At 65.3% G+C, this 23,701-nt stretch carries 22 protein-coding genes; 15 read left to right on the top strand and 7 right to left on the bottom strand.

Annotated elements, in window-relative coordinates:
* Positions 1–3: 3 nt before the first annotated feature.
* Positions 4–1,194: an NADH-quinone oxidoreductase subunit D gene (locus CK219_RS08020; protein WP_095766250.1), complete on the top strand. Its 1,191-nt coding sequence runs from the start codon at positions 4–6 to the stop codon at positions 1,192–1,194.
* Positions 1,195–1,271: 77 nt separating this feature from the next.
* Here the strand turns inward: CK219_RS08020 and CK219_RS08015 are convergent, their stop codons facing one another.
* Positions 1,272–1,706 (bottom strand): hypothetical protein, encoded by a 435-nt coding sequence (locus CK219_RS08015; protein WP_095766690.1) that lies wholly within the window; start codon positions 1,704–1,706, stop codon positions 1,272–1,274.
* Between the two features lie 301 nt (positions 1,707–2,007).
* On the opposite strand from CK219_RS08015, the gene CK219_RS08010 reads away from it, so the two are divergent.
* Positions 2,008–2,190, top strand: a complete 183-nt coding sequence (locus CK219_RS08010; protein ID WP_095766249.1) for a hypothetical protein — start codon at positions 2,008–2,010, stop codon at positions 2,188–2,190.
* 38 nt (positions 2,191–2,228) lie between these two features.
* On the opposite strand, the gene CK219_RS08005 is transcribed toward CK219_RS08010, so the two are convergent.
* Genes CK219_RS08005 through CK219_RS07995 form a run of 3 tightly spaced genes read right to left on the bottom strand, consistent with a single transcriptional unit; the run spans position 2,229 to position 4,679 of the window.
* Positions 2,229–3,020, bottom strand: coding sequence for an SIS domain-containing protein (locus CK219_RS08005; RefSeq protein ID WP_095766248.1), 792 nt, complete (start codon positions 3,018–3,020; stop codon positions 2,229–2,231).
* 22 nt (positions 3,021–3,042) lie between these two features.
* The gene (locus CK219_RS08000; protein ID WP_095766247.1) at positions 3,043–3,810 is read right to left on the bottom strand and encodes a GntR family transcriptional regulator; all 768 of its coding nucleotides are present in this window, start codon (positions 3,808–3,810) and stop codon (positions 3,043–3,045) included.
* The gene (locus tag CK219_RS07995) at positions 3,807–4,679 is read right to left on the bottom strand and encodes an ROK family protein (RefSeq protein ID WP_095766246.1); all 873 of its coding nucleotides are present in this window, start codon (positions 4,677–4,679) and stop codon (positions 3,807–3,809) included. The genes CK219_RS08000 and CK219_RS07995 overlap by 4 nt, the downstream gene beginning before the upstream one ends.
* Before the next feature lie 280 nt (positions 4,680–4,959).
* Between CK219_RS07995 and CK219_RS07990 the strand changes: the two genes are divergently transcribed.
* From CK219_RS07990 to CK219_RS07980, 3 genes are read left to right on the top strand one after another with little or no spacing between them, the layout of a single operon-like run.
* Positions 4,960–6,252: a sugar ABC transporter substrate-binding protein gene (locus CK219_RS07990; RefSeq protein WP_095766245.1), complete on the top strand. Its 1,293-nt coding sequence runs from the start codon at positions 4,960–4,962 to the stop codon at positions 6,250–6,252.
* A 37-nt stretch (positions 6,253–6,289) separates the two neighbouring features.
* Positions 6,290–7,180 (top strand): sugar ABC transporter permease, encoded by an 891-nt coding sequence (locus CK219_RS07985; protein ID WP_095766244.1) that lies wholly within the window; start codon positions 6,290–6,292, stop codon positions 7,178–7,180.
* Positions 7,177–8,037, top strand: coding sequence for a carbohydrate ABC transporter permease (locus CK219_RS07980; protein ID WP_095766243.1), 861 nt, complete (start codon positions 7,177–7,179; stop codon positions 8,035–8,037). The genes CK219_RS07985 and CK219_RS07980 overlap by 4 nt, the downstream gene beginning before the upstream one ends.
* Positions 8,038–8,058: 21 nt before the next feature.
* Here the strand turns inward: CK219_RS07980 and CK219_RS07975 are convergent, their stop codons facing one another.
* Positions 8,059–8,715: a methyltransferase domain-containing protein gene (locus tag CK219_RS07975; RefSeq protein WP_095766242.1), complete on the bottom strand. Its 657-nt coding sequence runs from the start codon at positions 8,713–8,715 to the stop codon at positions 8,059–8,061.
* Between the two features lie 212 nt (positions 8,716–8,927).
* Between CK219_RS07975 and CK219_RS07970 the strand changes: the two genes are divergently transcribed.
* Complete coding sequence (locus CK219_RS07970) at positions 8,928–9,554, top strand: TetR/AcrR family transcriptional regulator (protein WP_095766241.1); 627 nt, start codon at positions 8,928–8,930, stop codon at positions 9,552–9,554.
* Positions 9,555–9,584: 30 nt separating this feature from the next.
* On the opposite strand, the gene CK219_RS07965 is transcribed toward CK219_RS07970, so the two are convergent.
* Positions 9,585–10,769 carry a Gfo/Idh/MocA family oxidoreductase gene (locus CK219_RS07965; protein WP_095766240.1) on the bottom strand — a complete coding sequence of 395 codons (1,185 nt, stop codon included), beginning with the start codon at positions 10,767–10,769 and terminating at the stop codon, positions 9,585–9,587.
* Positions 10,770–11,190: 421 nt separating this feature from the next.
* Here CK219_RS07965 and CK219_RS07955 point away from each other — a divergent pair, with 421 nt between their 5' ends.
* From CK219_RS07955 to CK219_RS07915, 9 genes are all read left to right on the top strand, one after another.
* Positions 11,191–12,078, top strand: a complete 888-nt coding sequence (locus tag CK219_RS07955; protein WP_095766239.1) for a MurR/RpiR family transcriptional regulator — start codon at positions 11,191–11,193, stop codon at positions 12,076–12,078.
* 166 nt (positions 12,079–12,244) lie between these two features.
* Positions 12,245–13,027 (top strand): SDR family oxidoreductase, encoded by a 783-nt coding sequence (locus CK219_RS07950; protein ID WP_095766238.1) that lies wholly within the window; start codon positions 12,245–12,247, stop codon positions 13,025–13,027.
* A complete protein-coding gene (locus CK219_RS07945; RefSeq protein ID WP_095766237.1) occupies positions 13,003–14,550 on the top strand; it encodes a mannitol dehydrogenase family protein in 1,548 nt (515 codons plus the stop codon). Before CK219_RS07950 ends, CK219_RS07945 begins: the two co-directional genes overlap by 25 nt.
* 19 nt (positions 14,551–14,569) lie before the next feature.
* The gene (locus CK219_RS07940) at positions 14,570–15,481 is read left to right on the top strand and encodes a sugar phosphate isomerase/epimerase (protein WP_095766236.1); all 912 of its coding nucleotides are present in this window, start codon (positions 14,570–14,572) and stop codon (positions 15,479–15,481) included.
* A 70-nt stretch (positions 15,482–15,551) separates the two neighbouring features.
* Positions 15,552–16,586: an ABC transporter substrate-binding protein gene (locus CK219_RS07935; protein ID WP_095766235.1), complete on the top strand. Its 1,035-nt coding sequence runs from the start codon at positions 15,552–15,554 to the stop codon at positions 16,584–16,586.
* A gap of 227 nt (positions 16,587–16,813) precedes the next feature.
* The gene (locus CK219_RS07930; RefSeq protein WP_095766234.1) at positions 16,814–18,358 is read left to right on the top strand and encodes a sugar ABC transporter ATP-binding protein; all 1,545 of its coding nucleotides are present in this window, start codon (positions 16,814–16,816) and stop codon (positions 18,356–18,358) included.
* Entirely contained in the window at positions 18,355–19,341 is a 987-nt protein-coding gene (locus CK219_RS07925) for an ABC transporter permease (RefSeq protein ID WP_095766233.1), read from the top strand. Before CK219_RS07930 ends, CK219_RS07925 begins: the two co-directional genes overlap by 4 nt.
* Positions 19,338–20,324, top strand: coding sequence for an ABC transporter permease (locus tag CK219_RS07920; protein ID WP_095766232.1), 987 nt, complete (start codon positions 19,338–19,340; stop codon positions 20,322–20,324). Before CK219_RS07925 ends, CK219_RS07920 begins: the two co-directional genes overlap by 4 nt.
* A gap of 103 nt (positions 20,325–20,427) precedes the next feature.
* Positions 20,428–20,931, top strand: a complete 504-nt coding sequence (locus CK219_RS07915) for a hypothetical protein (RefSeq protein ID WP_176476966.1) — start codon at positions 20,428–20,430, stop codon at positions 20,929–20,931.
* Positions 20,932–21,031: 100 nt separating this feature from the next.
* On the opposite strand, the gene CK219_RS07910 is transcribed toward CK219_RS07915, so the two are convergent.
* Entirely contained in the window at positions 21,032–23,701 is a 2,670-nt protein-coding gene (locus CK219_RS07910) for a nitrate reductase (protein ID WP_095766231.1), read from the bottom strand.

Genomic DNA, 23,701 nt, shown 5'->3' with positions numbered 1-23,701 from the left:
GTCATGACCGAAGCCGCGGTCCGCAACTTCATGCTCAACTTCGGGCCGCAGCACCCGTCGGCGCATGGCGTGCTCAGGCTGGTGCTGGAACTGGACGGCGAGATCGTCGACCGCGCCGATCCGCATATCGGCCTGCTCCATCGCGGCACCGAGAAGCTGATCGAATACAAGAACTATCTGCAGGCCCTGCCTTATTTCGATCGACTCGACTACGTCGCGCCGATGAACCAGGAGCATGCCTTCTGCCTTGCCGCCGAAAAGCTGCTCGAGCTGTCCGTTCCCCGGCGCGGCCAACTGATCCGCGTGCTGTTTTGCGAGATCGGGCGGCTCTTGTCGCATCTTCTCAACGTCACCACGCAGGCCATGGATATCGGCGCCCTGACGCCGCCGCTATGGGGTTTCGCCGAACGCGAGAAGCTGATGGTGTTTTATGAACGCGCCTCAGGCGCGCGTATGCACGCGAACTATTTCCGCGTCGGCGGCGTCCACCAGGACCTGCCGGAAAAGCTGCTCGACGACATCTGGGATTTCTGCGATCCGTTCCTGAAGGTCTGCGACAATCTCGAGGGCCTGCTCACCGACAACCGCATCTTCAAGCAGCGCAATGTCGACGTCGGCGTGATCTCGCTCGACGACGCCTGGGGCATGGGCTTCTCCGGCCCCATGGTGCGCGGCTCGGGCGCCGCCTGGGATCTGCGCAAGGCGCAGCCCTATGAATGCTATCCCGAAATGGATTTCGATATCCCCATAGGCAAGCACGGCGACTGTTACGATCGCTATCTGGTGCGCATGGAAGAGATGCGCCAGTCGGTGCGGATCATGCGGCAGTGCCTGGAAAAGCTGCGCTCATCCGATGGCCGGGGCCCGGTCGCGGTGCCCAACCAGAAGATCACGCCTCCGTCGCGCGCCACCATGAAGCGCTCGATGGAAGCGACCATCCATCATTTCAAGCTTTATACCGAAGGCCACCGCGTGCCGCCCGGAGAGGTCTATGCCGCTGTCGAGGCGCCGAAAGGCGAGTTCGGCGTCTATCTGGTCTCGGACGGCAGCAACGTTCCCTACCGCTGCAAGATACGCGCGCCATCCTTCGCCCATCTCCAGGCGATGGATTTCCTGTCGCGCGGGCACATGGTGGCCGATGTCGCGGCGATCATCGGCTCGCTCGACATCGTGTTCGGCGAGATCGATCGCTGACGCGGAGGAGAGCCCGGCGCCTCTCCTTCGTCTGCGTCAACCGGCGAGCCCGACGCGATCCCGCCGACGGAACCGCTCTAGCGCATGAACACCGCTCTCAGCCACGCGAGAATGCCGGCGCCCGGGGAGATCGCCGCGCGCACGCGCGAGGCCGCCCAGCGGGCCGGCATGTTGGCGCCGACATGGCAATGGCAGACGACTTCATGCAGCTGCCAGTCGCTCATTTCGAAGAAGCGCTTGGCTTCGCCGTAAGTGTCGTCCCGCAGGCCTTGCGCGCGGAAGATCGGATCCTCGAAAGCGATGGTGATCGCCGAGCCGTCGATACGCATTCTTTGGCGCACATCGGCTGAGGCGTATTCGGTGCCCGCCAGCGCCGTGAGGCGGCGGCCGGGATTTTGTTCAAGAAGCTGCGCCCAGCGCTCAAGGCGCTGACCGCGATTAGCGATGAGAGCCGGTGCTTCGGTATGAACGTCGGCAACGGCGTTGATCTGATCAAGGGTTTGGTGCTTCACGGCCGTCTCCTGTGTCGGCAGATGGCCCCCGTCCACAACGGGATTTAAGGCGCCGACCGACGCCGGCAAGAGCCGAAACAGGCAGGTGGAATCATTTGATCATTGTCTGCCGCCGTCGCGCGCCGCGATCGTGTTGGAACCATCCGCGGGCGTGGCCGTTCTGCCAGCTTGCGCCGCCGATCGCTCCAGACGAAGCGTCCGAATGCAGCGGTCACCTCCATCAGTTCAGGTCGGGCAGGACATCCCCGTTTTTGGGATTCGCAGCAGGCCTTGCCAAGGCATCGAACGGAAGGAAAACGCGATGGCCATTCTCCCCAATCCGGACCCATCTCCCACGCCCGTGCCCACGCCGCCGCCCATCCCGGAACCGAAACCGGTGCGCGAACCGGAGCCGGACCGGCTGCCCGACGAGGAGCCGATCCCCAATCCCGATGAGAATGACGCGCCGCCCAGGCATTCCGCAACCAGGCGGCGCCGGATTTGAACGGTTCGCGGGAGGCGCCTGATGCGCCTCCCGCCTGATCATTCCCCGCGCATCGTCGCCTGGAAGGTCGGCAGGTGCTTCTTCTGCGCCTCGATCATGCGTTCGCGGTAGACGCCGTAGATGACGTCGGTGTCGTGCAGCGTCACGCCCGCAATGGTCGGCGAGGCGAAGACCGGCAGCTCGATGCCGCGCTTCGACAATTGCTCGGCCGTGCGGGCGAGCAACTCATGCGCCATGATCATCGCCAGCACCGTCGACGAGCCCGACACCGGGCGGCTCCAGCCTTCGATCGGCACCACCGCGTCCTCGATCGGCGAGCAGGTGTCGATGACGAGGTCGGCGGCGTCCGCCAGGCGCTTGCCGGAGGAATGCGTGGCCGGCTTGTCGAGATTGTTCTTGCTGGTGACGGCTACGACGAAGATGCCGCGCTTCTTGGCGTAGAGCGCGGTGTCGATACCCGAGGAATTGCGGCCGCTATGGCCGAAGATGATGATGGAATCACCCTTGTTCAGCGGCTGATGGTCGAGGAACTTCTCGGCATATTTCTCGGTCCGCTCCAGCCACAAAAGCTCGCGCACGCCACCTGCGCCGAGCACGTTGTGCCACATCACACGCGGGTCGGTCAGCGGATTGAAGCCGACGAAGCTGCCATAGCGCGGAAACATCTCCTGCGCCGGCAGCACCGAATGGCCCGAGCCGTAGAGATGGACCAGCCCGCCGTTTTGCAGCGTGTCGGCGAAGCGGCTCGCCGCCTGGCCGAAGGCTTCTTCATTGGCCTTCGATGCCTGTTCGATGAGGGCGGCGAGACGGGGAATGTAGAGATCGGACACTTCGGTACTCCTGTTGATCGTGTCAGCTTCTGGTGTTTGGGAGACGGCCGGCGCGCAGCGTCGAGCGTATCTCGTAGCGGTCGCCGCGCATGACCGAGACGGTGAATTCGAACGGGCCGCGCTCGTCGATGGTGATGCGCTCGACAACGAAGGCGGGACTGCCCGCGGGCAGGTCGAGCAGCTCGGCGTCGGCGCCGCTGACCGCGCCGACGCGGTAGTTCTCGCGCGCCTCGACCGGCACGATGCCGTACTGACGCTCCAGCGCCTCGTAGAGCGAGCCCTTGAGCAGGCCGGCATCGAGAAAGCCCGGCACGCGCGCGGCCGCCAATTGCGCCGTCTGGATGCCGATCGGCTCGTTGTTGCCCAGCCTCAATCGCCGGATCCGCACGACAGGATCGCCCTCCTCGATCTCCAGCGCGCCGGCCGCCGCCGCACTCGCCGTCGTCAGGCTGCAGTCGAGCAGGCGCGAGCCGGCGACCACGCCGATATTGCCCATCTCCTGGGTGAAGGAGGTGAGCTCGCGCGTGCCGGCGACCAGCGTCGCCGAGCGCACGAAGGTGCCCCTTCCATGCTCGCGCCTGAGCAGTCCGCTTTCCTCAAGATTGCGCAGCGCGTGGCGAAGCGTGATGCGGCTGACGCCGAACAGCGCGCAGAGCCGATCCTCGGCCGGGATCTGGTCACCGGTCGCCCACTCGCCGCTCTTGACGATGGCGCGGATCGCCTCCTCGACCTGGTACCAGAGCGGCTCCGGTCGCCTGCGGTCCGGCTGCTGAAAGCTCGCTTCGCTCATCGGATCTGTCTCCACCCGCTTCCCGCCTGTCCGGCAAGCGCAGCACCGACCAGGCCGGCGCGGGAGCCGAACAATCCAGGCCTAAGTTCGATGCCACGCAGATGCGGCGGCAATTGACGCCGTAGCGCCGCAAGCAATGGCGGCGCGATCACATCCAGCGCATCGGCCAGGCCGCCCGAGACCAGGATGACTCCTGGATCGAGCAACCCGACCGCGCCGGCCAGCGCCGTGCCGAGTTGGCGCGCCGGCACCTCGAGCAGGGTCTGCGCGGCAAGCTGGCCTGCTTTGGCGGCGGCGATCAGCTGGCGGCTGTCGGCCAGTCCGATCTGTGCGGCAAGGGCGTCCAGCGCACGGCCGGAGGCGACACGTTCCAGCCAGCCGCTGCGATCCTCGCCGTGGTCCTTGACGTCGGCGCTGGCCCAGCCGAAGGAGCAGGCGCCGCCATGGGCGCCGGCGACGATGCCGCCATTGGCCAGCACCGCCGAGCCGATGCCGGTGCCGATGGCCAGCAGGATCGCATCGGAAACATCCTTGGCCGCGCCGTGCGCCGCTTCCGCGAGCAGCGCGATCTGCGCATCATTGCCGACCGCCACGCGAAGGTCGGGAAACAGCGCCGCGACGTCGACGCCGTCGAGCCAGGGCAGATTCGGTATCCAGCGGCATGCGGAGCCCTCGACAAGTCCCGGCACGGCAAGCCCGAGCGCTTCGGCCTCGCCTGCGGCCGCAAGCGTGCGAACGCGCGTCACGAACGCGTCGAGGCTCGCCGGCGCCGGCTCACGGACCTGGGGCACAAGGACGCCGATATCGCCCGTATGGATCGCGGCGCGCAGATTGGTGCCGCCGAGATCGATGGCGAGAACCCGTGTCATGTATGGCGGCTCCGGTCAGCATTTTTTCAGATGTCATTATAACGACATGATGCCGCTCGCAAGAGCCGCAAAGACGTCGACGGCTGCTTATTGATCGGTGATCGGCTAGGAAACCGCATCTTATCCTGCTGATCTATTTACATAATCTGAATGGATCGACGTCATCTAGTTTTTCATCTGCAAACGTGCTCCGAACCTTCGCGCGGAAGGGGGCTTGCGCCTTTGCTCAAAGTTGTCATAACGTCATCCACTCTGGTCATCGCTTATGTGGAGGACGCCGATGTCGCTTGCCTGGATCTCGAAGCTTGGATTCGCCGCGGGGCTTATTGCGCTGCCCGCGACCGGCTGGGCGCAATCGGTCAACATCTCCTACCTGACGCATTGGTCGCCGGAGACGGTGGCGCTGCTTGAAGCGGCGGCCAAGGATTTTTCCAAGGAGCACCCGGATGTCGCCGTCACCGTGCGTGCGGTTCCCTTCGGCGATCTCTTGACCACGTTGCGCTCGCAGGGCGGCTCGTCCGATGGTCCGACGATCGGCGGCATCTACGATCTGTGGCTGCCGGAACTGGCAAAGGACAAGCTCGTCGCCCCCGCTCCCGATGCGGTGGCAGCCGAGGTGAAGAGCGCCTGGCCGGCGGGCGTCGTCAGCGCCGCCTCGGTCGGCGGGACGCTCTACGGCATTCCGAACGAGATCGACGTCTACGCGCTGAACTACAACAAGGAACTGTTCAAGGAAGCGGGCATCGCCGCTCCGCCCAAGACCTGGGCCGAACTCAAGGATACCGCCGCGAAGCTGACCGACAAGGCCAGGGGCCAGCAGGGCTTCGGCATGATCAACTCATGGGCGGCGGGCGTGGTCCATCCTTTCGCCTCACTGCTCGTCTCCAATGGTGGCAACCTGGTCAAGGACGGCAAGCCGGCGCTGGACAGCTCCCAGGCCAGCGAAACCTTCGCGCTCTATGAAGACTTGATAAAGTCCGGCGCGAGCAATCCGGCGATGGCAACGGCGGACGCCAACACCACGGGCCCGTTCCTCGACAATTTCGTCTCCGGCAAGACCGGCATGATTATCATGGCCAACTGGTGGGAAAGCGCGCTCAAGACCGGCATGGGCGACAAGTTCGCAAACATCGCCACCGCTCCCATCCCTGTCGGCCCAAGCGGCGACAAGCCGCATTCGATCTCCTATTCCTGGATGACCGTTGTCAACGCCAAGGCCGGCGAGGCCGAGCAGAAGGCGGCCTGGGAATTCCTCGCCTGGCTGAACAGCCTGAAGTCGGGCAAGAACGGCGCCTCGGCCATGTCCGACATATTGATGTCGATGGGCATCCTGCCGTCACGCACCTCCGACATCGAGGCGCATAAGGACAAGCTCGGCTCCGAATTCCTGTCCGGCTACGTCTCGGTTCTTGCCGATGCGCGCCCCTTCCCTGTGGTGCTCGGCGGCCAGGAATTCTCGGAATCCCTGCAGCAGACGCTCGAGGCGTTGCAGTATGGCCAGGTCTCGGCCAAGGATGCGCAGACGAATGCGCAGGCCGACGCCACGTCGATCCTGGAGCGCGCGGCGAAATAGCTCGGGTCTTTGACCCGGAGCCATCGGAAGCAGGTGAATGGCCAAAGCTTTTCGTGCCTCGGCGGGCATCATGCTTGCGCCCGCCGTGACATTGATCGGCGTGTTCGTGCTGCTGCCGATGCTGCTGACCGTATGGCTGTCCTTCCAGGACTGGTCGACGCAGACGCCCTTTTCCGACGCGAGCTTCGTCGGGCTTGGCAATTTCCACGAGATCTTCAGCCCCACCTCGGTCGGCCGCGATTTCAAGACGGCCCTGCTCAACACCACGATCTACACCGCGCTGTCCGTCGTTCTCATCCTGCCGCTGTCGGTCGTCTTCGGACTGCTAGTCTACCAGCGCGAAATCGCCGGCGGCACCGCGCTGCGCACGGTGCTGTTTTCGACCTACATGGTGCCGATGATCGCGGTCGCGCTGGTCTGGTCGAAGCTTTATTCGCCAAGCGAGGGACCGCTCAACCAGCTGCTCGGCCTGGCCGGCATCGGTCCGCAGCCCTGGCTCTCCTCGCCGCGCTCGGCGTTGGTCTCCATCGTCTTCCTCAATGTCTGGCAGCAGGTCGGCTATTTCACGGTGCTCGCCATCGCCGGACTGACGCAGATCCCCGGCAGCCTCTATGAGGCGGCGACGCTCGACGGCGCCAACGGACGCGAGCAGTTCCGCTTCATAACCCTGCCCTTGCTTCGCCGCACGCTTCTGTTCAGCGCGGTCATTGCCATCATCAATGCGGTGCAGGTATTCGAGCCGGTGGCGCTGATCACGCAAGGCGGACCGGTCGGCTCGACCAACGTGCTCACCTACCACATCCGCCGCGTCGGCATCGAACGCGCGCAGGGCGGGCTGGGCTCGGCCATGGCGGTGATGCTGATGCTGTCGCTGATCGTCTGCGTCTCGGCGCTGTTTGCCTTTGCCAATCGCAAGGACAGCGAATGAGCGCTCCAACCCGATCGCTCACCCGCAAGCGCCCTTCGGGCCGCAAGGCGCTGCTCGCGACCGCAATGCTTCTGGTCGCCGTCGCCTCCGCCTTCCCGCTGGCCTGGATGGTTCTCTCCAGCCTGAAGACGCCGGCCGAGACCATGCAGGTGCCGCCGGTGTGGATCCCGCATACGCCAACCCTGGAGGCCTATGGCAAGGTCGCCGGCGTGATCAATGTCGGACGCTCGATGTGGAATTCCTTGGTCATCGCCACGATCACCACCGCCGGCATCCTGGTCACCAGCATGATGGCCGGCTACGCCTTCGCCAAATATTCTTTCCCCGGCCGCTCGCTGCTCTTCTCGCTGCTGATCGCCACCATGTTCCTGCCGCCGATCGTGACGCTGATCCCGCTCTACCGCATGGTCGGCTCGATCGGGCTGAGCGCCAGCCTTGCCGGCATCATCGTGCCCAACCTCGCCAACGCCTTCGGCATCTTCCTGATGCGCCAGTTCATCGCCGGCGTGCCGGACGAGTTGATCGACGCCGCCCGCATGGACGGCGCTTCCGAGCTGCTCATCCTGTTCAAGATCGTGGCGCCGAGCGTGGCGCCGGCCATCGCGGCGCTGGCTCTGTTCGCCTTCGTCTATCACTGGAACAGCTATCTGTGGCCGCTGACCGTGCTGCAGGGCAACGCCGACGCCTATCCGATCGTCATCAGCCTGAGCCGGCTGCTCAGCTACAACCGCGGCGCCGTCAACACCGGCCTGGTGATGGCCGGCGCAACGCTCGCCGTGCTGCCGCCGCTCATCCTCTTCGTCTTCCTGCAGCGCTTCTTCGTCGATTCGATCGTTGGCTCGACAATCAAGGGGTAGCCATCAGCACGACCGCAGTATTCATGATTTGATGCCCCGCAGGTAATGCAGGCCCAGCCAGTTGAGTGGGCCGCCTTCTATGCGCTCGAACCCGGCTGCCGCCAGCGGTTCGCGAAGGCGGTGCAGGTCGAATTGGCCATGCAGGCCGTGCTTTGCCGACAGGTGTCTGCGCTCGCCCGCCGGTCCGGCGTAATCGATCACCAGCAGCCGGCCGCCGGGGGGCAGAACGCGCGCGGCCTCGCGCAGACAAAAACCGCGCCTTGCCTCCGGCACCATGTGCAGTACGGTCGTGAAGGTGACGACATCGAAGCGACCTTCCTCGAACGGCAGCTCGGCCGCATCGGCATGGTGAAACGCGATGTTGAGGCCCGCCCGGCTCGCCTTGCGGCGCGCGGCGGCAAGCATCTTTTCGGAGACGTCGACCCCGACCACCGATCCGCCGGGCTGCACGCGGCGCCAGGCCGAAATCGCCTGGGTGCCGGTGCCGCATCCGACGTCCAGCAAGTGGAAGCCCGGTGCCAGGCCGGCCAGATCGAGCATGGCCTCGCGATAGGCCTTGTCGCGCCCACGGGTTAATATGAACACCAGCAGATCGTAGAGGCGCGGAAAGCTGATACCCCTGTTGGCCTCAGGGCCGATTGCGGCCCCCGTGTGTGCTTCGCTTCGCATATGGTGCATGCTCGTCACGTCCTTTCTTCAGCAGCGCAAGGTCCGGCCGATACCGGCACAGCGACCGCGGCTGGCGTAGTTTCGAAACAGCTCGTAGGGTAATGGACAGCTTGTTCGGGATTTTCGACGGAAGAAGCGGGTGGACCGTTCGCTACCGGACAATCCGAGCCTGCTGTCCCGGAAATGTCGCCCAATCCGTGCGACAGCAAAGGAGCGAACCCATGCCTCGGGAAATCGACCGGAGGGCCGCCCGCACCCGCAAAGCCCTCCACGAGGCGCTGCTGGCGCTGATGCTGCGCAAGGGCTACGAGGCCCTTTCGGTGCAGGACATCATCGACGAAGCCGATGTCGGCCGCTCGACATTCTATGCGCATTATACCGGCAAGGAGGACTTGCTGCGCAGCGGCTTCCAGATGCTTCGGGAGGAGCTCAAGGAGGCGCAGTCGGCGACGCGCGCTGGAGCCGAAGCATCGCACGACGATCCGCTAGGTTTCAGCACGGCCATGTTCGAGCATGCGGCCCGATATGCCGACCATTACCGCACGATGATCGGCGGGCGGGGCGGCGCCGTGACGGAGAGCGAAATCCGCCTGATCCTGTCGGAAATGGTGCGGCAGGAATTGCCCCCTACCCTCCATGGCGAGGCCATCCCGCGCGACTTCGTCGTGCAATTTATCGTCGGCGCTTTTCTTACAGCGTTGAACTGGTGGTTCGAGCGAAAGCCGAAATTGTCGCCGTCCCAGGTAGACGCCATGTTCCGGCGCCTGACGCTCGAGGGGCTTTCACACCTGATCGGCGGCGAGCACCGGCAGGTCGGTCGCCCGACCGCAAGCCGCGACACCGATTGATCGGTCTCAAGGACGCAAGAGACGCAGCGTTTATCCAAACCTCGCCGCCGTCCAAGCTCCTCCCGCCGCGTTCGACTCCACCGCGGCGGCGACAAACTTCACGCCGCGCGCGCCGTCGACGACATCGGGTACCTGCGCCGCGCGCGCGGCATCAACCGCACCGCCCGATCGATGCGCGCGAATAATCTCGGCGGCGTCGCGGTAGAAATTGGCGAAGGCCTCGATATAGCCTTCCGGATGCGCCGCCGGCATGCGCGAGACGCGCCGGGCTTCCGCCGTCGAGCCATGGCCGCCGCGCACCAGGGCGCGGGTTTCCTCGCCATAGGGCGAGAAGCGCAGTTCCTCCGGCCGCGATCCAAACCATTCGAGCCCGGCCTTCTCGCCATAGATGCGCACCGAAAGGTCGTTGTAGTGGCCGGGCGAGGTCTGGCTGGCGAGGATCGTGCCGCGCGCCCCGCCCGCCCAGCGCAGCAGCACATGCGCGTTGTCGTCGAGCCGCCGTCCCGGCACGGCGGTGAAGAGGTCAGCGGAAACCGCCTCGGCCTCGAAGCCGGAGACGAAGCTTGCCAGGTTAAAAGCATGTACGCCGATATCGGCGAGCACCGCCGACTGTCCGGCGCGCGCCGGGTCGGTGCGCCATTCCGCCTGCTTCTGGCCCTCGGCGTCGATCGGCCTGGTCAGCCAGTCCTGGATGTAGGCGCCATGCACCGAAACGATCCGGCCGAGCTCGCCCGCCGCCACCATTTCGCGCGCCTGGCGGACCATGGCGTAGCCGGTATTGTTGAGCGTGATGACGAAGCGGCGCTGCTTCGCTTTTGTCAGCGCCACCAGCGCCTCCGCCTCGGCAAGCGTCGTCGACAGCGGCTTGTCGCAAATGACGTCGATGCCGGCCTCGAGGAACGCCGTGGCGATCGGCGCGTGCAGATGGTTGGGCGTGACGATAACGACCGCCTCGATGCCATCGGCCCGAGCCGCTTCGGCCTTCGCCATGGCGCGGTAGTCGGCATAGCTGCGCTCCGGCGCGATGCCGATCTCCGCGGCGGAGGCGGCTGCGTTCTCCGGATCGGAGGACAGCGCACCGGCGACCAGCGCGATCTGGTCGTCGAGCCGCATCGCCAGCCGGTGCACGGCGCCGATGAAGGCGTTGCGGCCGCCTCCGACCATGCCGACCCGCAGGCGTTGACGCGAGGTTCCGTCGGCAGTTGCATAGACCATGTTTCGATTCCTCGCGGATAACTGTCGTTGGCAGCGCGCGACTATACGGGGCTTCCCACCAGTTTCGAACAGTTTTTCCAGATTTTGTTTTGTAAAACGATCGTGCCGCACTAGGCTTGTAGGAAAGACGGAGGGTCTGGGTGATGAAGCGTCGGATGGCTGCCCTTTTTCCGGGCGCTGGAGCCGCCCCTCACCTGCCTGCCGGCATCCTCTCCCCGTATGGTGATGGAGAAAGGGGCGCTCTCATCACCGGTTTCGCCAATCGCCAGTGTCGCGGAAAAGGCGCCAAGGCTGCCGCCGCTCCCCTTCTCCCCGTCAATATACGGGGAGATGGTGCCGGTAGGCGGATAAGCGGCGGCGCCAACGTAGAAAATTGGCGGTCTTCACCTTCCCGCGCGGTACTTCAAACCTGGCCCATGCCATGAGCGGCGTGCGAACCTCACCCGGCCAGGCCGGCGACAGCGCTCCCCGCAAACAAGGCCGTTCGCTGGCAGCACTTGGCTACACGAAGCCGCAAACCTACGAGGAATTGCGGGCGGTGCTTGCGTCGGGAACCGTGCATTTCCCGAAGCGGCTTCGCCAGGTGGCGATCTTCCTCTGGCAGCATCCGAGCGAAGTGGCGTTGGGAACGATCGCGCAAGTGGCGGACCAGGCCGGCGTGCAGCCTTCGACCCTGGTGCGCTTCGCGCAGATCTTCGGCTATTCCGGCTTTTCCGATTTCCAGCTCCTGTTCAAGGACCGCATGAAAGGCTCCTGGCCGGACACGCAAGGCGGCCAGGACAAGGCCGCGGAGCCGAACGCCAATCTGCATTTTCTCAATGGCATGATCGGTGCCTGCCAGACCTCACTTGGCCGCATCGGCAATGATTTCGATATCGCGGCTTTCGAGACGATGATCGATCATCTGGCGGCGGCCGAGCTGATTTATGTCATCGGCAGCAAGCGCGCCTTCCCCGTCACCACCTATCTGTCGCTGACGCTCTCGCAGCAGGGCGTGCGCAACGTGCTGGTCGACAATGTCGGCTCGACCGCGCTCGACCAGGTCGGCTGCATCTCGCCGCGCGACGCGGTGCTGGCCGTCTCCTTCAGCCCCTACAACTCGATCACGCCCGATCTTGTCGCCGTCGCGCATGAGCGCAAGGCGCGCATTCTCACCATCACCGACAGCACCTTTTCGCCGCTGGCAAAACTCTCCGACACCTGGCTTGAAGTGGTCGAGCAGGACTTTGGCGGTTTCCGCTCGCTTGCCGCCTCGCTCGCGGTCGGCATGGCGTTGGTCCACGGCGTCGTCGCGCAGCGGACAGGCTGACAAGAGCAATTCCAGGAAAGCAGTTTTCCGTCCGGAATTGCGAAAGACAAGGAGATAGAGTGGTTCACCGGTTCCATAGAAAACGGTGAACCGCTCTAGCACGATTGACTAAAGAGAACCGTCGTTCCATATTCGAAAAAATGGAAACTTTGTTCCGGGAGGAGGAATGGAGATTCGTCTCGACGGCAAGGTGGTGCTGGTCACCGGCGCGACGCAAGGCATCGGCCGGGCGATCGCTGAGACGCTTGCTCGCTCCGGCGCCGCCGGACTGCTGATCACCGGGCGGGACCAGAAGCGTGGCAATGCTGTCACCGCCGAACTCTCGGCCATGGGCACTCCCGCCGCCTTCGCTGCTGCCGATCTCGGCGATCCCGAGGCCCCGGCGCTGCTGGCGCAAGCCTGCATCGACCACTTCGGTCGTATCGACGGCCTGGTCAACGCCGCCGGCCTGACCGATCGCGCCTCCTTTATCGACGCCAGCCTCGACGATTGGGCATCGCTGTTTGCCGTCAACGCCCGCGCGCCTTTCTTCCTGATGCAGGCGGCAATCGCCGATATGAAGAAACGCGGGCAGGGCGGCTCGATCGTCAACATCCTGTCGATCAACGCGCATTGCGGCTCGCCGGAGCTCGCCGTTTATTCCGCCACCAAGGGCGCGCTGGCAACGCTGACCAAGAACGCCGCCAATACGCACCGCTTCGACCGCATCCGCGTCAACGGCATCAATGTTGGCTGGACCGACACGCCGGCCGAACGAGTCATGCAGGCCGAGACGCTCGGCCACGGTCCGGGCTGGCTCGATGCGGCCAATGCGACGCAGCCCTTCGGCCGGCTTTTCTCCGTGACCGACATAGCCAATCTTGCCGTCTTCCTGCTTTCCGACGCGGCAGGTCCCATGACCGGGGCGCTGATCGACCAGGAGCAATGGGTGATCGGAGCCAATCGGTGAGCGCCGAGAACCTCGGCCCTGCCCTGCTCGGTCGATTGCCGGCCGAGGTCCGCACGCCGGCTTACGACCGCGCCGCGCTGAAGCCGGGCATCGCCCATATCGGCGTCGGCGCCTTCCACCGTTGCCATCAGGCCGAATACACCGACGATCTTCTGGCGAAGGATTTCGACCGCTGGGGACTGGTCGGCATCAACATCCGCCCTCCCCTGCTGACCGGCACGCTGGGGCGCCAGGACGGTCTCTACACGCGGCTCATCCGCCAGAACGACGAGGTCGAGGCGCGCGTCATCGGCAGCATCGTTCGCGTCGTCGACAGCCAGGACAGCGCGGCGCCGGCGCTGGATGTGCTCGCCTCGCCCGACATCGCGACGGTCACCATGACGGTGACCGAGAAAGGCTATTGCCACATCCCCTCGATCGGCGCGCTCGACCTCGCCCATCCCGATATCGTGCACGACCTCGCCAATCCCGAGACGCCGCGCAGCGTGCCCGGCATCCTGGCGCGCGCGCTGGAATTGCGCATGGCCACGCATGGCAGGCCGGTGACGCTGCTCTCCTGTGACAACATCCCGACCAACGGCGTCATCCTCGGCAACGTCGTACGCAAATTCGCCGAACGGCGCGGCGGCAAGCTGGCGGACTGGATCGAAGCCAATGTCGCCTTCCCCTCGGCCATGGTCGACCGCATCGCGCCGGCGACGACCGAGGCCGATATCGACACCGTCGAGCAGCGCTTCGGCTACCGCGACGGCGCCGTCGTCGTCGGCGAGCGCTTCCGCCAATGGGTAATCGAGAACCGCTTCGCCGGCCGCGTGCCGCGCTGGGATCTTGTCGGCGCGACCTTCGTCGACGACGTGACGCCATTCGAACACCTCAAGATGCGCGTGCTGAACGGCGCCCAGACGACGCTCAGCTATCTCGGCGTTCTGGGCGGCTTCGAGCACACGTTCGAGACGATTGCCGACCCGCTTCTGGCCCGTTTCGTCCGCCGCATGCTCACCGAGGAAACACTGCCGACGCTGATGCCCGTGCCCGGCATCGCGCCGGCCGCCTATGTCGAGCAGAGTCTGTCGCGCCTCACCAACACGGCGATACACCATCGCAACCACCAGATCGCCACCGACGGCTCGCAGAAGATCGTGCAGCGCCTGCTCAACCCGATCCGCGATCGGCTGGCGAAGGGCGAGGGAATTGCGCTCCTCTCGCTGCCGGTCGCCGGCTGGATGGCTTATCTGATCAAGGCTTCTTCCCGCTTCGGCCGCGCCTGGCAGGTGTCCGATCCGTTTGCCGACAAGATTGCCGCCATCGCCGACCGCATCGGTGCCGACAGCAAAGCGCTCGTCGATTCGATCCTCGCCATCGACGCTATCTTCGACCCGGCCTTGGCCGCCAACGCCAAATTCCGTGCCCATGTCGTCGCCGGGCTCGATGGTTTGCTTTCGGGCGATCCGATGGGCTTTGTCGGACAGGTCTGCGCTGGGCCAACCGATGCGCGGTTGAAGCAGCCGGCGCGATCTGCATAGTTAGCAACCGGGAGGGATCATGAAGCTTGGACTGCTGACAGCACCATTCCCCGACACGCCGCTCGGCCAAGTCGCCGACTGGGCGTGCTCGGCCGGCTTCGAGGCGCTGGAAATCGCCTGCTGGCCGAAGACCTCCGGCGCCAGCCGCCGCTACGCCGGCACCAGCCATATCGACGTGGACGTCCCGGCCGCTGAGGTCAAGGACATCGCGGCCGAGCTTGCCGGCAAGGGCCTGGCCATCTCAGGTCTCGGTTTCTATCCCAATCCGCTCCATCCCGACCAAGCGCATCGCGAAGCGGTGATCGACCATCTGAAGAAGGTGATCGTGCTTGCCAGCCGCATGGGCGTGCCGCTCGTCAACACCTTCTGCGGCGGCGATGCTTCGAAGACCATCGATGCCAACTGGGAGGATGCGCAAAAAGTCTGGCCGGCGATCATCGCCCATGCCCGCGAGCACGGTGTAAAACTCGCCTTCGAGAACTGCCCGATGATCTTCAGCTATGACGAATGGCCGGGCGGGCACAACATCGCCTACTCGCCTTATGCCTGGCGCCGCATCCTGGAAGCCTGGGGCGGCGATGTCGGCATGAACTTCGATCCCTCGCATCTCGTCTGGCAGATGATCGACAAGGAGCGCTTCATCCGCGAGTTCGGCGCAAACATGCTGCATGTGCATGCCAAGGACCTGATGATTGATCATGATGGTTTGTACGAGCGCGGAATCCTTTCGGCTGGCATAGGTTGGCAGGTGCCGCGCATGCCGGGGCTTGGGGACATCGACTGGAGCAGGATTTTTTCGGGCCTGTATCGGGCCGGCTATGACGGGCCGGTCATCATCGAGCACGAGGACCGGCGCTTCGAAGGGACGGACGAAAAGGTCAAGCGCGGCTTCCTGCTGGCCCGCGACGTGCTGCGCCCCTTCATCAAATAACGAAAGCTTGGCTCCGACTGAATCAGAGCCTGGAACCGAACTGAAAAGATCAATGTGGAGGAGTACTGAAATGAAAAGACATCTGACCGTGGCCTCGCTCCTTGCCGGCGCCGCGCTGCTTGCCTCGGTGGGCGCCTCGGCCGCCGCCGGCAAGTACACGATCGGCATTTCCAACACCGTGCAGGGCAATGGCTGGCGCGAGGAAATGATCTGCGCGATGAAGGCGCAGGCGCTCGCATCCGGCGAGGTGGCGAAGCTCAACATCGCCCATCGCAACACCGATGCCGCCGGCCAGCTCGAGGACATCCGCAACCTGATCAGCGCCAAGGTCGACGCCATCGTCGTCAACCCGGCCGATCCGGCAGGCATCAAGGCCGGTCTCGAGGAAGCGACGAAGGCCGGCATCGTCGTCGTCGCCGTCGACCAGGCGGTGACCGAGCCGTCCGCCTACATCATCTCCAACAACCAGGAACAATATGCCTATCTCGGCGCCAAGTGGCTGTTCCAGCAGATGGGCGGCAAGGGCGAGGTGCTCTACATGCGCGGCGCCGCCGGTGCTTCGGCCGACTCGGATCGCGACAAAGGCTTCAAGAAGGCGCTCGCCGAATTCCCCGACGTGAAGGTCGCGCAGGAAGTCTTCACCGGCTGGCAGCAGGATCAGGCCAAGCAGCAGATCCTGTCCTTCCTCGCCACCGGCACCCCGATCAACGGCATTTGGACCTCGGGCATCGACAACGTCATCGTCGACGCGCTGGTCGAGCAGCAGGCGCCGATGGTGCCTGTGGTCGGCGCCGACAATGCCGGCTTCGTCGGTCAGTTGAGCTCGGTCAAGGGCCTGGTGGGCGCGGCCGTCACCAATCCCGGCTCGATCGGCGGCGCCGGCGTGACGCTGGCGCTCCAGATCCTCGACGGCAAGAAGCCGGCGCAGCAGACCGTCTTGGTCGAGCCGCAGCTTTGGGAAAACGCCACCGACGAAGGCAAGGCCAAGCTGAAGAGCGTCGTCGACCCCTCGCTCAGCCCCGAATGGCCTGTCTCGATCTCGATCCCGGATTGGACGACCTACACCAAGGATCAGATCATCGCCTGCAAGGGCCCGGGCGAGTAAGAGACGAGACGCCTTTCTGCCTTCTCCCTTGTGGGAGAAGGCGGATCGGCGCATAGCGCCGAGACGGATGAGGAGTGTTCCAGGGAACGCCAACGTCTCACGCCGCTGGAACACCCCGCGCCTTCGACCACACCTTCTCCCACAAGGGAAAAGGGGAAGTCGGTTGCTTCAGCCACCGCCTGCATTAATTTCTGGAACGAGAACCACACCATTTGACAACAAACCCGTTGCCGCAAAGCCCTCTCCTCGACGCCACCGGCGTAGCGAAGAACTATGGTGCGGTTGCCGCGCTGCGCAACGCCTCGCTGTCCGTGTTGCCGGGCGAGGTGCACGCGCTGATGGGCGCCAATGGCGCTGGCAAGTCGACGCTGGTGAAGATCCTGACGGGGGCGATCAAGGCAGACGCCGGCCGCATCCTGATCCGCGGCCAGCAGCTCGATGTCCGCACGCCCGCCGCCGCCCGCCGCGCCGGCCTGCTGCCGGTCTACCAGGAACCCTCGCTGATCCCCGACCTCGATGTCCTATCCAATCTGCGGCTCACCGGCACGCCGGTCGAGCCGTTCCGCGCCTGGGTGCGCGAGCTCGGCATTCCCGACCTCGATATCCGCGAGACGGCGCGTCATGTCCCCTTGGCCATCCTGCGCGTGCTCGACTTGGCGCGCGCGCTCGCCGTCGAACCCGACGTGCTTCTCCTGGACGAGATGACCGCGGCGCTACCGGCGAACCTCGCTGAGAAAGTGCTGGAAGTCGTGCGCCGCCAGGGCGACGCCGGCCGTTCCGTCATCTTCATCTCGCACCGTTTCGTCGAGATCTCCGCGCTCTGCGACCGCGCCACCGTGCTGCGCGATGGCGCAACCGTCGGCGTTGTCGACATCGAGCCGGGCATCGAGGAAAGAATAGTCGAGATGATGCTCGGCACCCGCATCGAGAAGACGCGCGTCGCCGCGCGCGCGGCGAATGAAGGGGCGGTTGCCGGCGACGGTCGTCCGCGATTGTCGGTCCGCAACCTGCAGCTAGGCACCAAGCTCAACGACGTCTCCTTCGATCTCGCCAATGGCGAGGTCGCCGGCGTCTTTGCACTCGAAGGTCAGGGCCAGGACGAGCTCTTCGCCGCGCTTGCCGGCTCGATCCGTCCGACCGGCGGCAGCATCGACGTCGACGGCGCGCCGGTCAAATTCTCGCATCCGAGCGACGCCATCCAGGCCGGCATCGCCTATGTGCCGGGCGACCGCGCCGAGGCCTTGGCCATGCAGCGTTCGGTGCGCGAGAACATCGCGCTGCCCTTCAGCGCGGCGCCGCGCAAATGGGGCCCGATCCGCATGCGCCGCGAGCAGGTGGTGGTTTCCGGCGCCATCGGCAGGTTGCAGATCGACACCCGCGCCCAGGGCGAAGTGCAGCGCCTGTCCGGCGGCAACCAGCAGAAGGTGACCATCGCCCGCTGGATCGCGGCCAACGCCCGCACTATCCTTTGCTTCGACCCGACGCGCGGCATCGATGTCGGCACCAAGCAGGAGATCTACAAGCTGCTGCGCGAGCTTGCCGGCCAGGGCAAGTCGGTGCTGTTCTACACATCCGAGATGGAAGAGGTGCAGCGTGTCTGCGACCGCGTGATCGTCATCTTCGGCGGCCGCGTCGTCGACACTTTCCCGGTCGAAGACGCCGACGAAGCGGCATTGATGCGGGCCGCCTACGGCCTGCCGCGCGGCGCCAGGGCGGATGTCGGCATCCTTGCCGAGGTCAAACCTGGTTCCAGCGCCGAGGCCGCGTCATGAGCCGCTTCTTGCGAAACCAGGGCTGGGTGGCAGGCCTGTTCGCCCTGCTGATCTTTGTCTTCGTCGTCACCAAGCTGATCCAGCCGGGCTATGGCAGCGGCGACTTCGGTTCGCTGGCGCGGGCGGTTCTGCCTTACGCCTTTGCCGTCGCGGCCCAGACCGTCGTCGTCATCGCCGGCGGCATCGATCTGTCGGTCGCCGCCATGATGGCGCTGACCAGCGTGACCGCCGCCTCCATGATGAACGGCGCCAGCGAGGAATATGCATTGTTCGTCGTGCCCTTCGTGCTGGCCATGGGGCTGGTGCTCGGCGCGCTGAACGGCGTGCTTATCGTCGTCACGCGGGTGCCCGACATCGTCGTCACCTTGGCCATGCTGTTCGTGCTCCAGGGTGCGGCGCTGCTGGTGCTTGGTGCGCCCGGCGGCGCCGCCGCCGAGTGGCTGAAGGCCAGCGTCATCGGCACCGCGCCCATCCCCGGCCTGCCGGACTGGGCCGACGCCTGGGTCCCGAAAGCCCTGGTGCTGCTCGTCGTCTGCCTCTGCATCGTGTGGATTCCGCTCAGGCGCTCGCGGCTTGGCCTCTCCATCTATGCCATCGGCAGCGATGAGCTCGCCGCCTTTCGCAGCGGCGTGCCGGTGGCGCGCACCAGGATCGTCGCCTATGCGCTCTCCGGCCTGTTCGCCGTGATGGGCGGATTGTCTCTCACCATCAGCACCGGCATCGGCGCGCCCATTCCCGGGCCTTATCTGCTCGCCAGCGTCGCCGCCGTCGTGCTGGGCGGCGTCGCGCTCGGCGGCGGCAAGGGCGGCCTGCTCGGGCCGATCATCGCCGTCTTCGTGCTGCGGCTGGTGCGCACCGATCTGACGCTTCTGGCCATCGATCCGAACGTGACCGCCATCATCGAAGGCGCGATCATGGTCGCGGTCGTGATGTTCGGCGCCTTCATCACCATCCGCGGCCGTCCGGTAGGAGCAACGCCATGACCGACATCGCGACCATGCCCCAGCCGGTCTCGTTCGGGCGCCGCTTGAAGCGCTTCATGGCGGACCGGCCGCTCATCCCGCTGATCATCCTTTTGATCATCCTCGTGGCGATCCTGCAGGTCCTGCGTCCGGGCATCGTCAACGAGCGCTGGATCGCCAACACGGCGAAGTTCGCCATCCCGCTGGCGATCCTCGCCGGCTGCCAGACCATGACCATGCTGACCGGCGGCATCGACCTTTCGGTCGGCACCGTGGCGACGATGAGCGCCTTCATCATGGCGACGCAAATCGTCAACCAGGATCCCGCGGTGGCTTTCCTGCTGGCCATGCTGCCCGCCGTGCTGATCGGCTTCGTCAACGGCATCGGCGTCGGCGTGTTTCGGGTGCATCCGCTGATCATGACGCTCGGCACCAGCCTGATCGGCACCGGCTTCCTGCAGGTCTACCAGCGCACCGTCATCGCGTCCGGCGCGAAAATCCCGGATTTCCTCAACTGGTTGGGCATCGGCCTCACCTACGGCTTTCCCAACGCGCTCTTCCTGTTCGTGCCGGTGGCGGTGCTGATCGTCTTCATGCTGAACCGCACCGGATTCGGCCGCCTGCTCTATGCCGTCGGCGACAACGAACGCGCCGCGCGCCTGTCAGGCGTCCGCTACTGGCAGGTGATCACCGCGCTCTATGTCCTCTCCAGCCTGCTCGCCGGCATCACCGGCCTGCTCTATATCGGCCTGATCAAGGCGCCCTCGCTGTCGCTCGCCGAGCCGCTGGTGCTGCCTTCGGTGGCGGCGGCCGTCATCGGCGGCACCTCGATCTTCGGCGGCCGCGGCGGCTACACCGGCACCATCGTCGGCGCGCTGATCCTGACGGTGCTGACGACGCTGCTCACCATCCTGCAGATGCCCGAAGGCGGCCGCCGCATCCTGTTCGGTTTCATCGTGCTGTTCGTGACGGCGGCGTATTTGAGGATCATCGAGGATCGGTAGTATTTGAGCTAAGGCATGTCGCGCAAAAGTGTGCAGCGGTTTTGCGGCAACGACATGCACAAAATAAGCGGCTCATCCCTGTCGCATCGGAGAGGCACCCCTTATGGCCGAGCGTTCGCGTGCTGCTGCAAACAGTCCCGCCGACGATGACCCTCGTCTTGCGTTCATCTACCAGGAGGCGGTGAGAGGTCTCACCCATCAGCAGACCGTGGTGGAGAACATGAGCACCCGCGCCGGGAGCCTGATCTTCGCCACAGCATTCGCGAATTCGCTGCTCGGCGGCGCGGCCCTTTCCGACGGGCTCGGGCTTTGGGAATGGATTGCGGTGTTCCTGCTGTTCAGCATCGGCGGGCTCATCGTCTTTATGCTTTGGCCCTATCACCAATACTCATTCCGCTTCGATCCGGAAGAACTGCTGCATCAATATGTCGATGGCGACGGGCCGGCATCGATGTCGGCGATGCACCGCGCCCTTGCTCTTCGCATCAAGGCGGACATGGCCGCCAACTGGCGAATCATCCAGCGCCTGCGCGTGGCTCTGCAGATCGCGCTGCTCTTTCTGTTGCTCGACATTCTGGCCTGGCTCTTGGCGATCGCGGGCGTCTGAGCCAAAACCGCGCTGTAGCCTTATGCGGGACCAGCAAGGAAGACGTGTAGCGAAGGTCGAAGTGGAACATTTCGAAGCCGGCGACGGTGACACGCATGAATTACTCGGCGGCCTGCACACGGCGGGCGTCGATGATCGCCCTGATCTCCGAGCGGCATGAGCCGCAATTGGTGCCCGCGCGCAGCGTCGAGCCGATCGCTTCGAGGCTGTCGCATCCCGAGGCGACCGCCGAAGCGAGCTGGTTGGCGCCGACATGGAAGCAGGCGCACACGACGCGCCCGATCGCAGGCATGGGCACTGGCGAGCGACCGGACAGAAGCGCGTGCCGGTCTGTAGCCGAGAGCGGCTGGCGCGTGGCGAGCAGCGACACCAGCCAGTCCCGCATGGGCAACTGGTCCGGAGCGGCGACCAGCAGGGCTTCGGCCATGGCGCCGCCTTCGTCGATGGCGGCTGCGCGATAGGCGAGCCCGCGACGGTCGGTGTATTCCAGGAGCTGATCCCGTCGCTGCGCGCCGAGCAGCTTGCGCGCCAGGAGAATGCCCTGGTCCGGCGGCTCGGTTCCGGTGAGCTCGTAAACCCATCCGCCCTCGACAGCATGCCGGCTCCAGTGAACGAAACCGGTCGGCCTGAGATCGCGCCGCGTGATGAGCACGCCCGCCCATCCAGTGTCTTCCCGCACGATTCTCACCGGAACATGCTTGAGCTCCGGCTGGCCGGAATGCGGATCGGTGACCGGCGAGGACAAGAGGCCGGCTGCTGCCCGGGCCGCGAACTGGCCGCTCCAATGCATGGGCATGAAGGCTTGGCCGCGCCGCTGTGCGTCGGCCACGCGCACCCTGGCGCGAACGAAGCCGAAGCGGGTTGAAAGATGAGCGAGGTCGCCATCCTTGAGATGATGCGCGGCCGCGTCCGCCGGATGGAGGTCGACCGCGGGCTCCGGCGCGTTCGCCATCAAACCCGGCACGCTTCCGGTCCGTGTCATGGTGTGCCACTGGTCGCGCAGCCGGCCGGTGTTCAGGGCAAGCGGATAGTCGGCATCGACCGTGAAGGCCGTCGCCTCCTGCCGCACCGGCACGAAACGCGCGCGGCCGTCTTGTGTCGGGAAACGGCCATCGGCGAACAATCTCATCTGGTGGCCGCCTCGCTCCGACGCGGGCCAATGGCGCGGCACGAAGGCGGAATAATCTTCATCGCGGAGATCAGCCACACCGCCAAGGTCGAACAGACGCTTGCCGTCGTTCTCGAAGGCGGACAGCGCTGCATGCTCGCGGAAGATCGCGGCCGGCGTCTGGTAGGCGAAGGCCTTGCCAAAACCCATGCGCGCCGCGACCTCGCAGATGATGCGCCAGTCGGCTTTCGCCTCGCCGGGCGGCGGCAGGAACGGCCGCTGGCGCGAGAGGCGCCGTTCCGAATTGGTGACGGTGCCGTCCTTCTCGCCCCAGGCGGCGGCCGGCAGCAGCACGTCGGCATAGCGCGTGGTGTCGGTGCGGGTCACATCCGAGACCGCGACGAAATCGCATTTGGACAACGCAGCGCGCACGCGCGAAGCGTCGGGCATCGAGACGGCGGGATTGGTGCCCATGACCCACAAGGCCTTGATGCGGCCGTCGGCGACCGCCTGGAACATGTCCACGGCCTTCAGACCGGCGCGGCGCGCTATGTCGGGCGCGTTCCAGAAGCGGGACACACGATCGATGTTAGCCTCATCCGCGAAATCCATATGCGCGGCGAGCTGGTTGGCCAGACCGCCGACCTCGCGGCCACCCATGGCGTTCGGCTGCCCGGTGACCGAGAACGGCCCCATGCCGGGCTTGCCGATGCGCCCAGTGGCGAGATGGCAGTTGATGATGGCATTGACCTTGTCGGTCCCATGCGCCGACTGGTTGACGCCCTGACTGTAGACGGTGACCGTTCGCTCGGTCTCGGCGAAGAGATCGTAGAAGGCCTGGACGTCGGCTGCCGCCAATCCGCAGCCTTTCGCGACGCGCGCGACCGACGGCGCATCGGCGCCGGCGAGCGAAGCTGCCGCATCGAAGCCGGACGTGGCCTCGCGAACGAAGCCGGCATCGATTTTTCCGGCCTGGACGAGATACGCAAGCAGCCCGTTGAACAGCAGCACATCCGTGCCCGGATCGAGCGCCAGGTGCAGGTCGCATTCGTCGGCCGTGGCGGTGCGGCGCGGGTCGATGACGACGATCCTGGTTCCGCGTTCCTTTCGCGCCGCGAGTATGCGCTGATAGAGCACCGGATGGCACCATGCGGTGTTGGAGCCGGTGAGCACGATGAGATCGGCGCACTCGAAATCCTCATAGACACCGGGAACGAGGTCCTCGCCGAAAGCGCGGCGATGGCCGGCGACGGACGAGGCCATGCAGAGCCGCGAATTGGTGTCGATATTGGCCGAGCCGATGAAGCCCTTCATCAGCTTGTTGGCGACGTAATAGTCCTCGGTGAGCAACTGGCCGGAGACATAGAAGGCGACAGAGTCCGGGCCGTGCTCGGCTACAGCCTGCGAGAATTTAGCGGCCACGAGGTCGAGCGCTTCGTCCCACGTCGCCGGCTTGCCTAGAATTTCCGGCCCTAGCAAACGGCCTTCGAGGCCGAGCGTCTCGCCGAGAGCCGAACCTTTCGAGCAGAGTCGGCCGAAATTGGCCGGATGATCGGGGTCGCCGCGGACGGTCGTCGTACCGTCCGCGGCGACCCCGGCGAGCACGCCGCAGCCCACCCCGCAATAAGGGCAGGTGGTCCTCACCTCGCGTGCTTCTTGCAT

It is taken from the genome of Mesorhizobium sp. WSM4313 (genome assembly GCF_002294725.1).
Taxonomy (GTDB): Bacteria; Pseudomonadota; Alphaproteobacteria; order Rhizobiales; family Rhizobiaceae; genus Mesorhizobium.
This window is presented reverse-complemented; position numbering and strand designations above follow the sequence as displayed.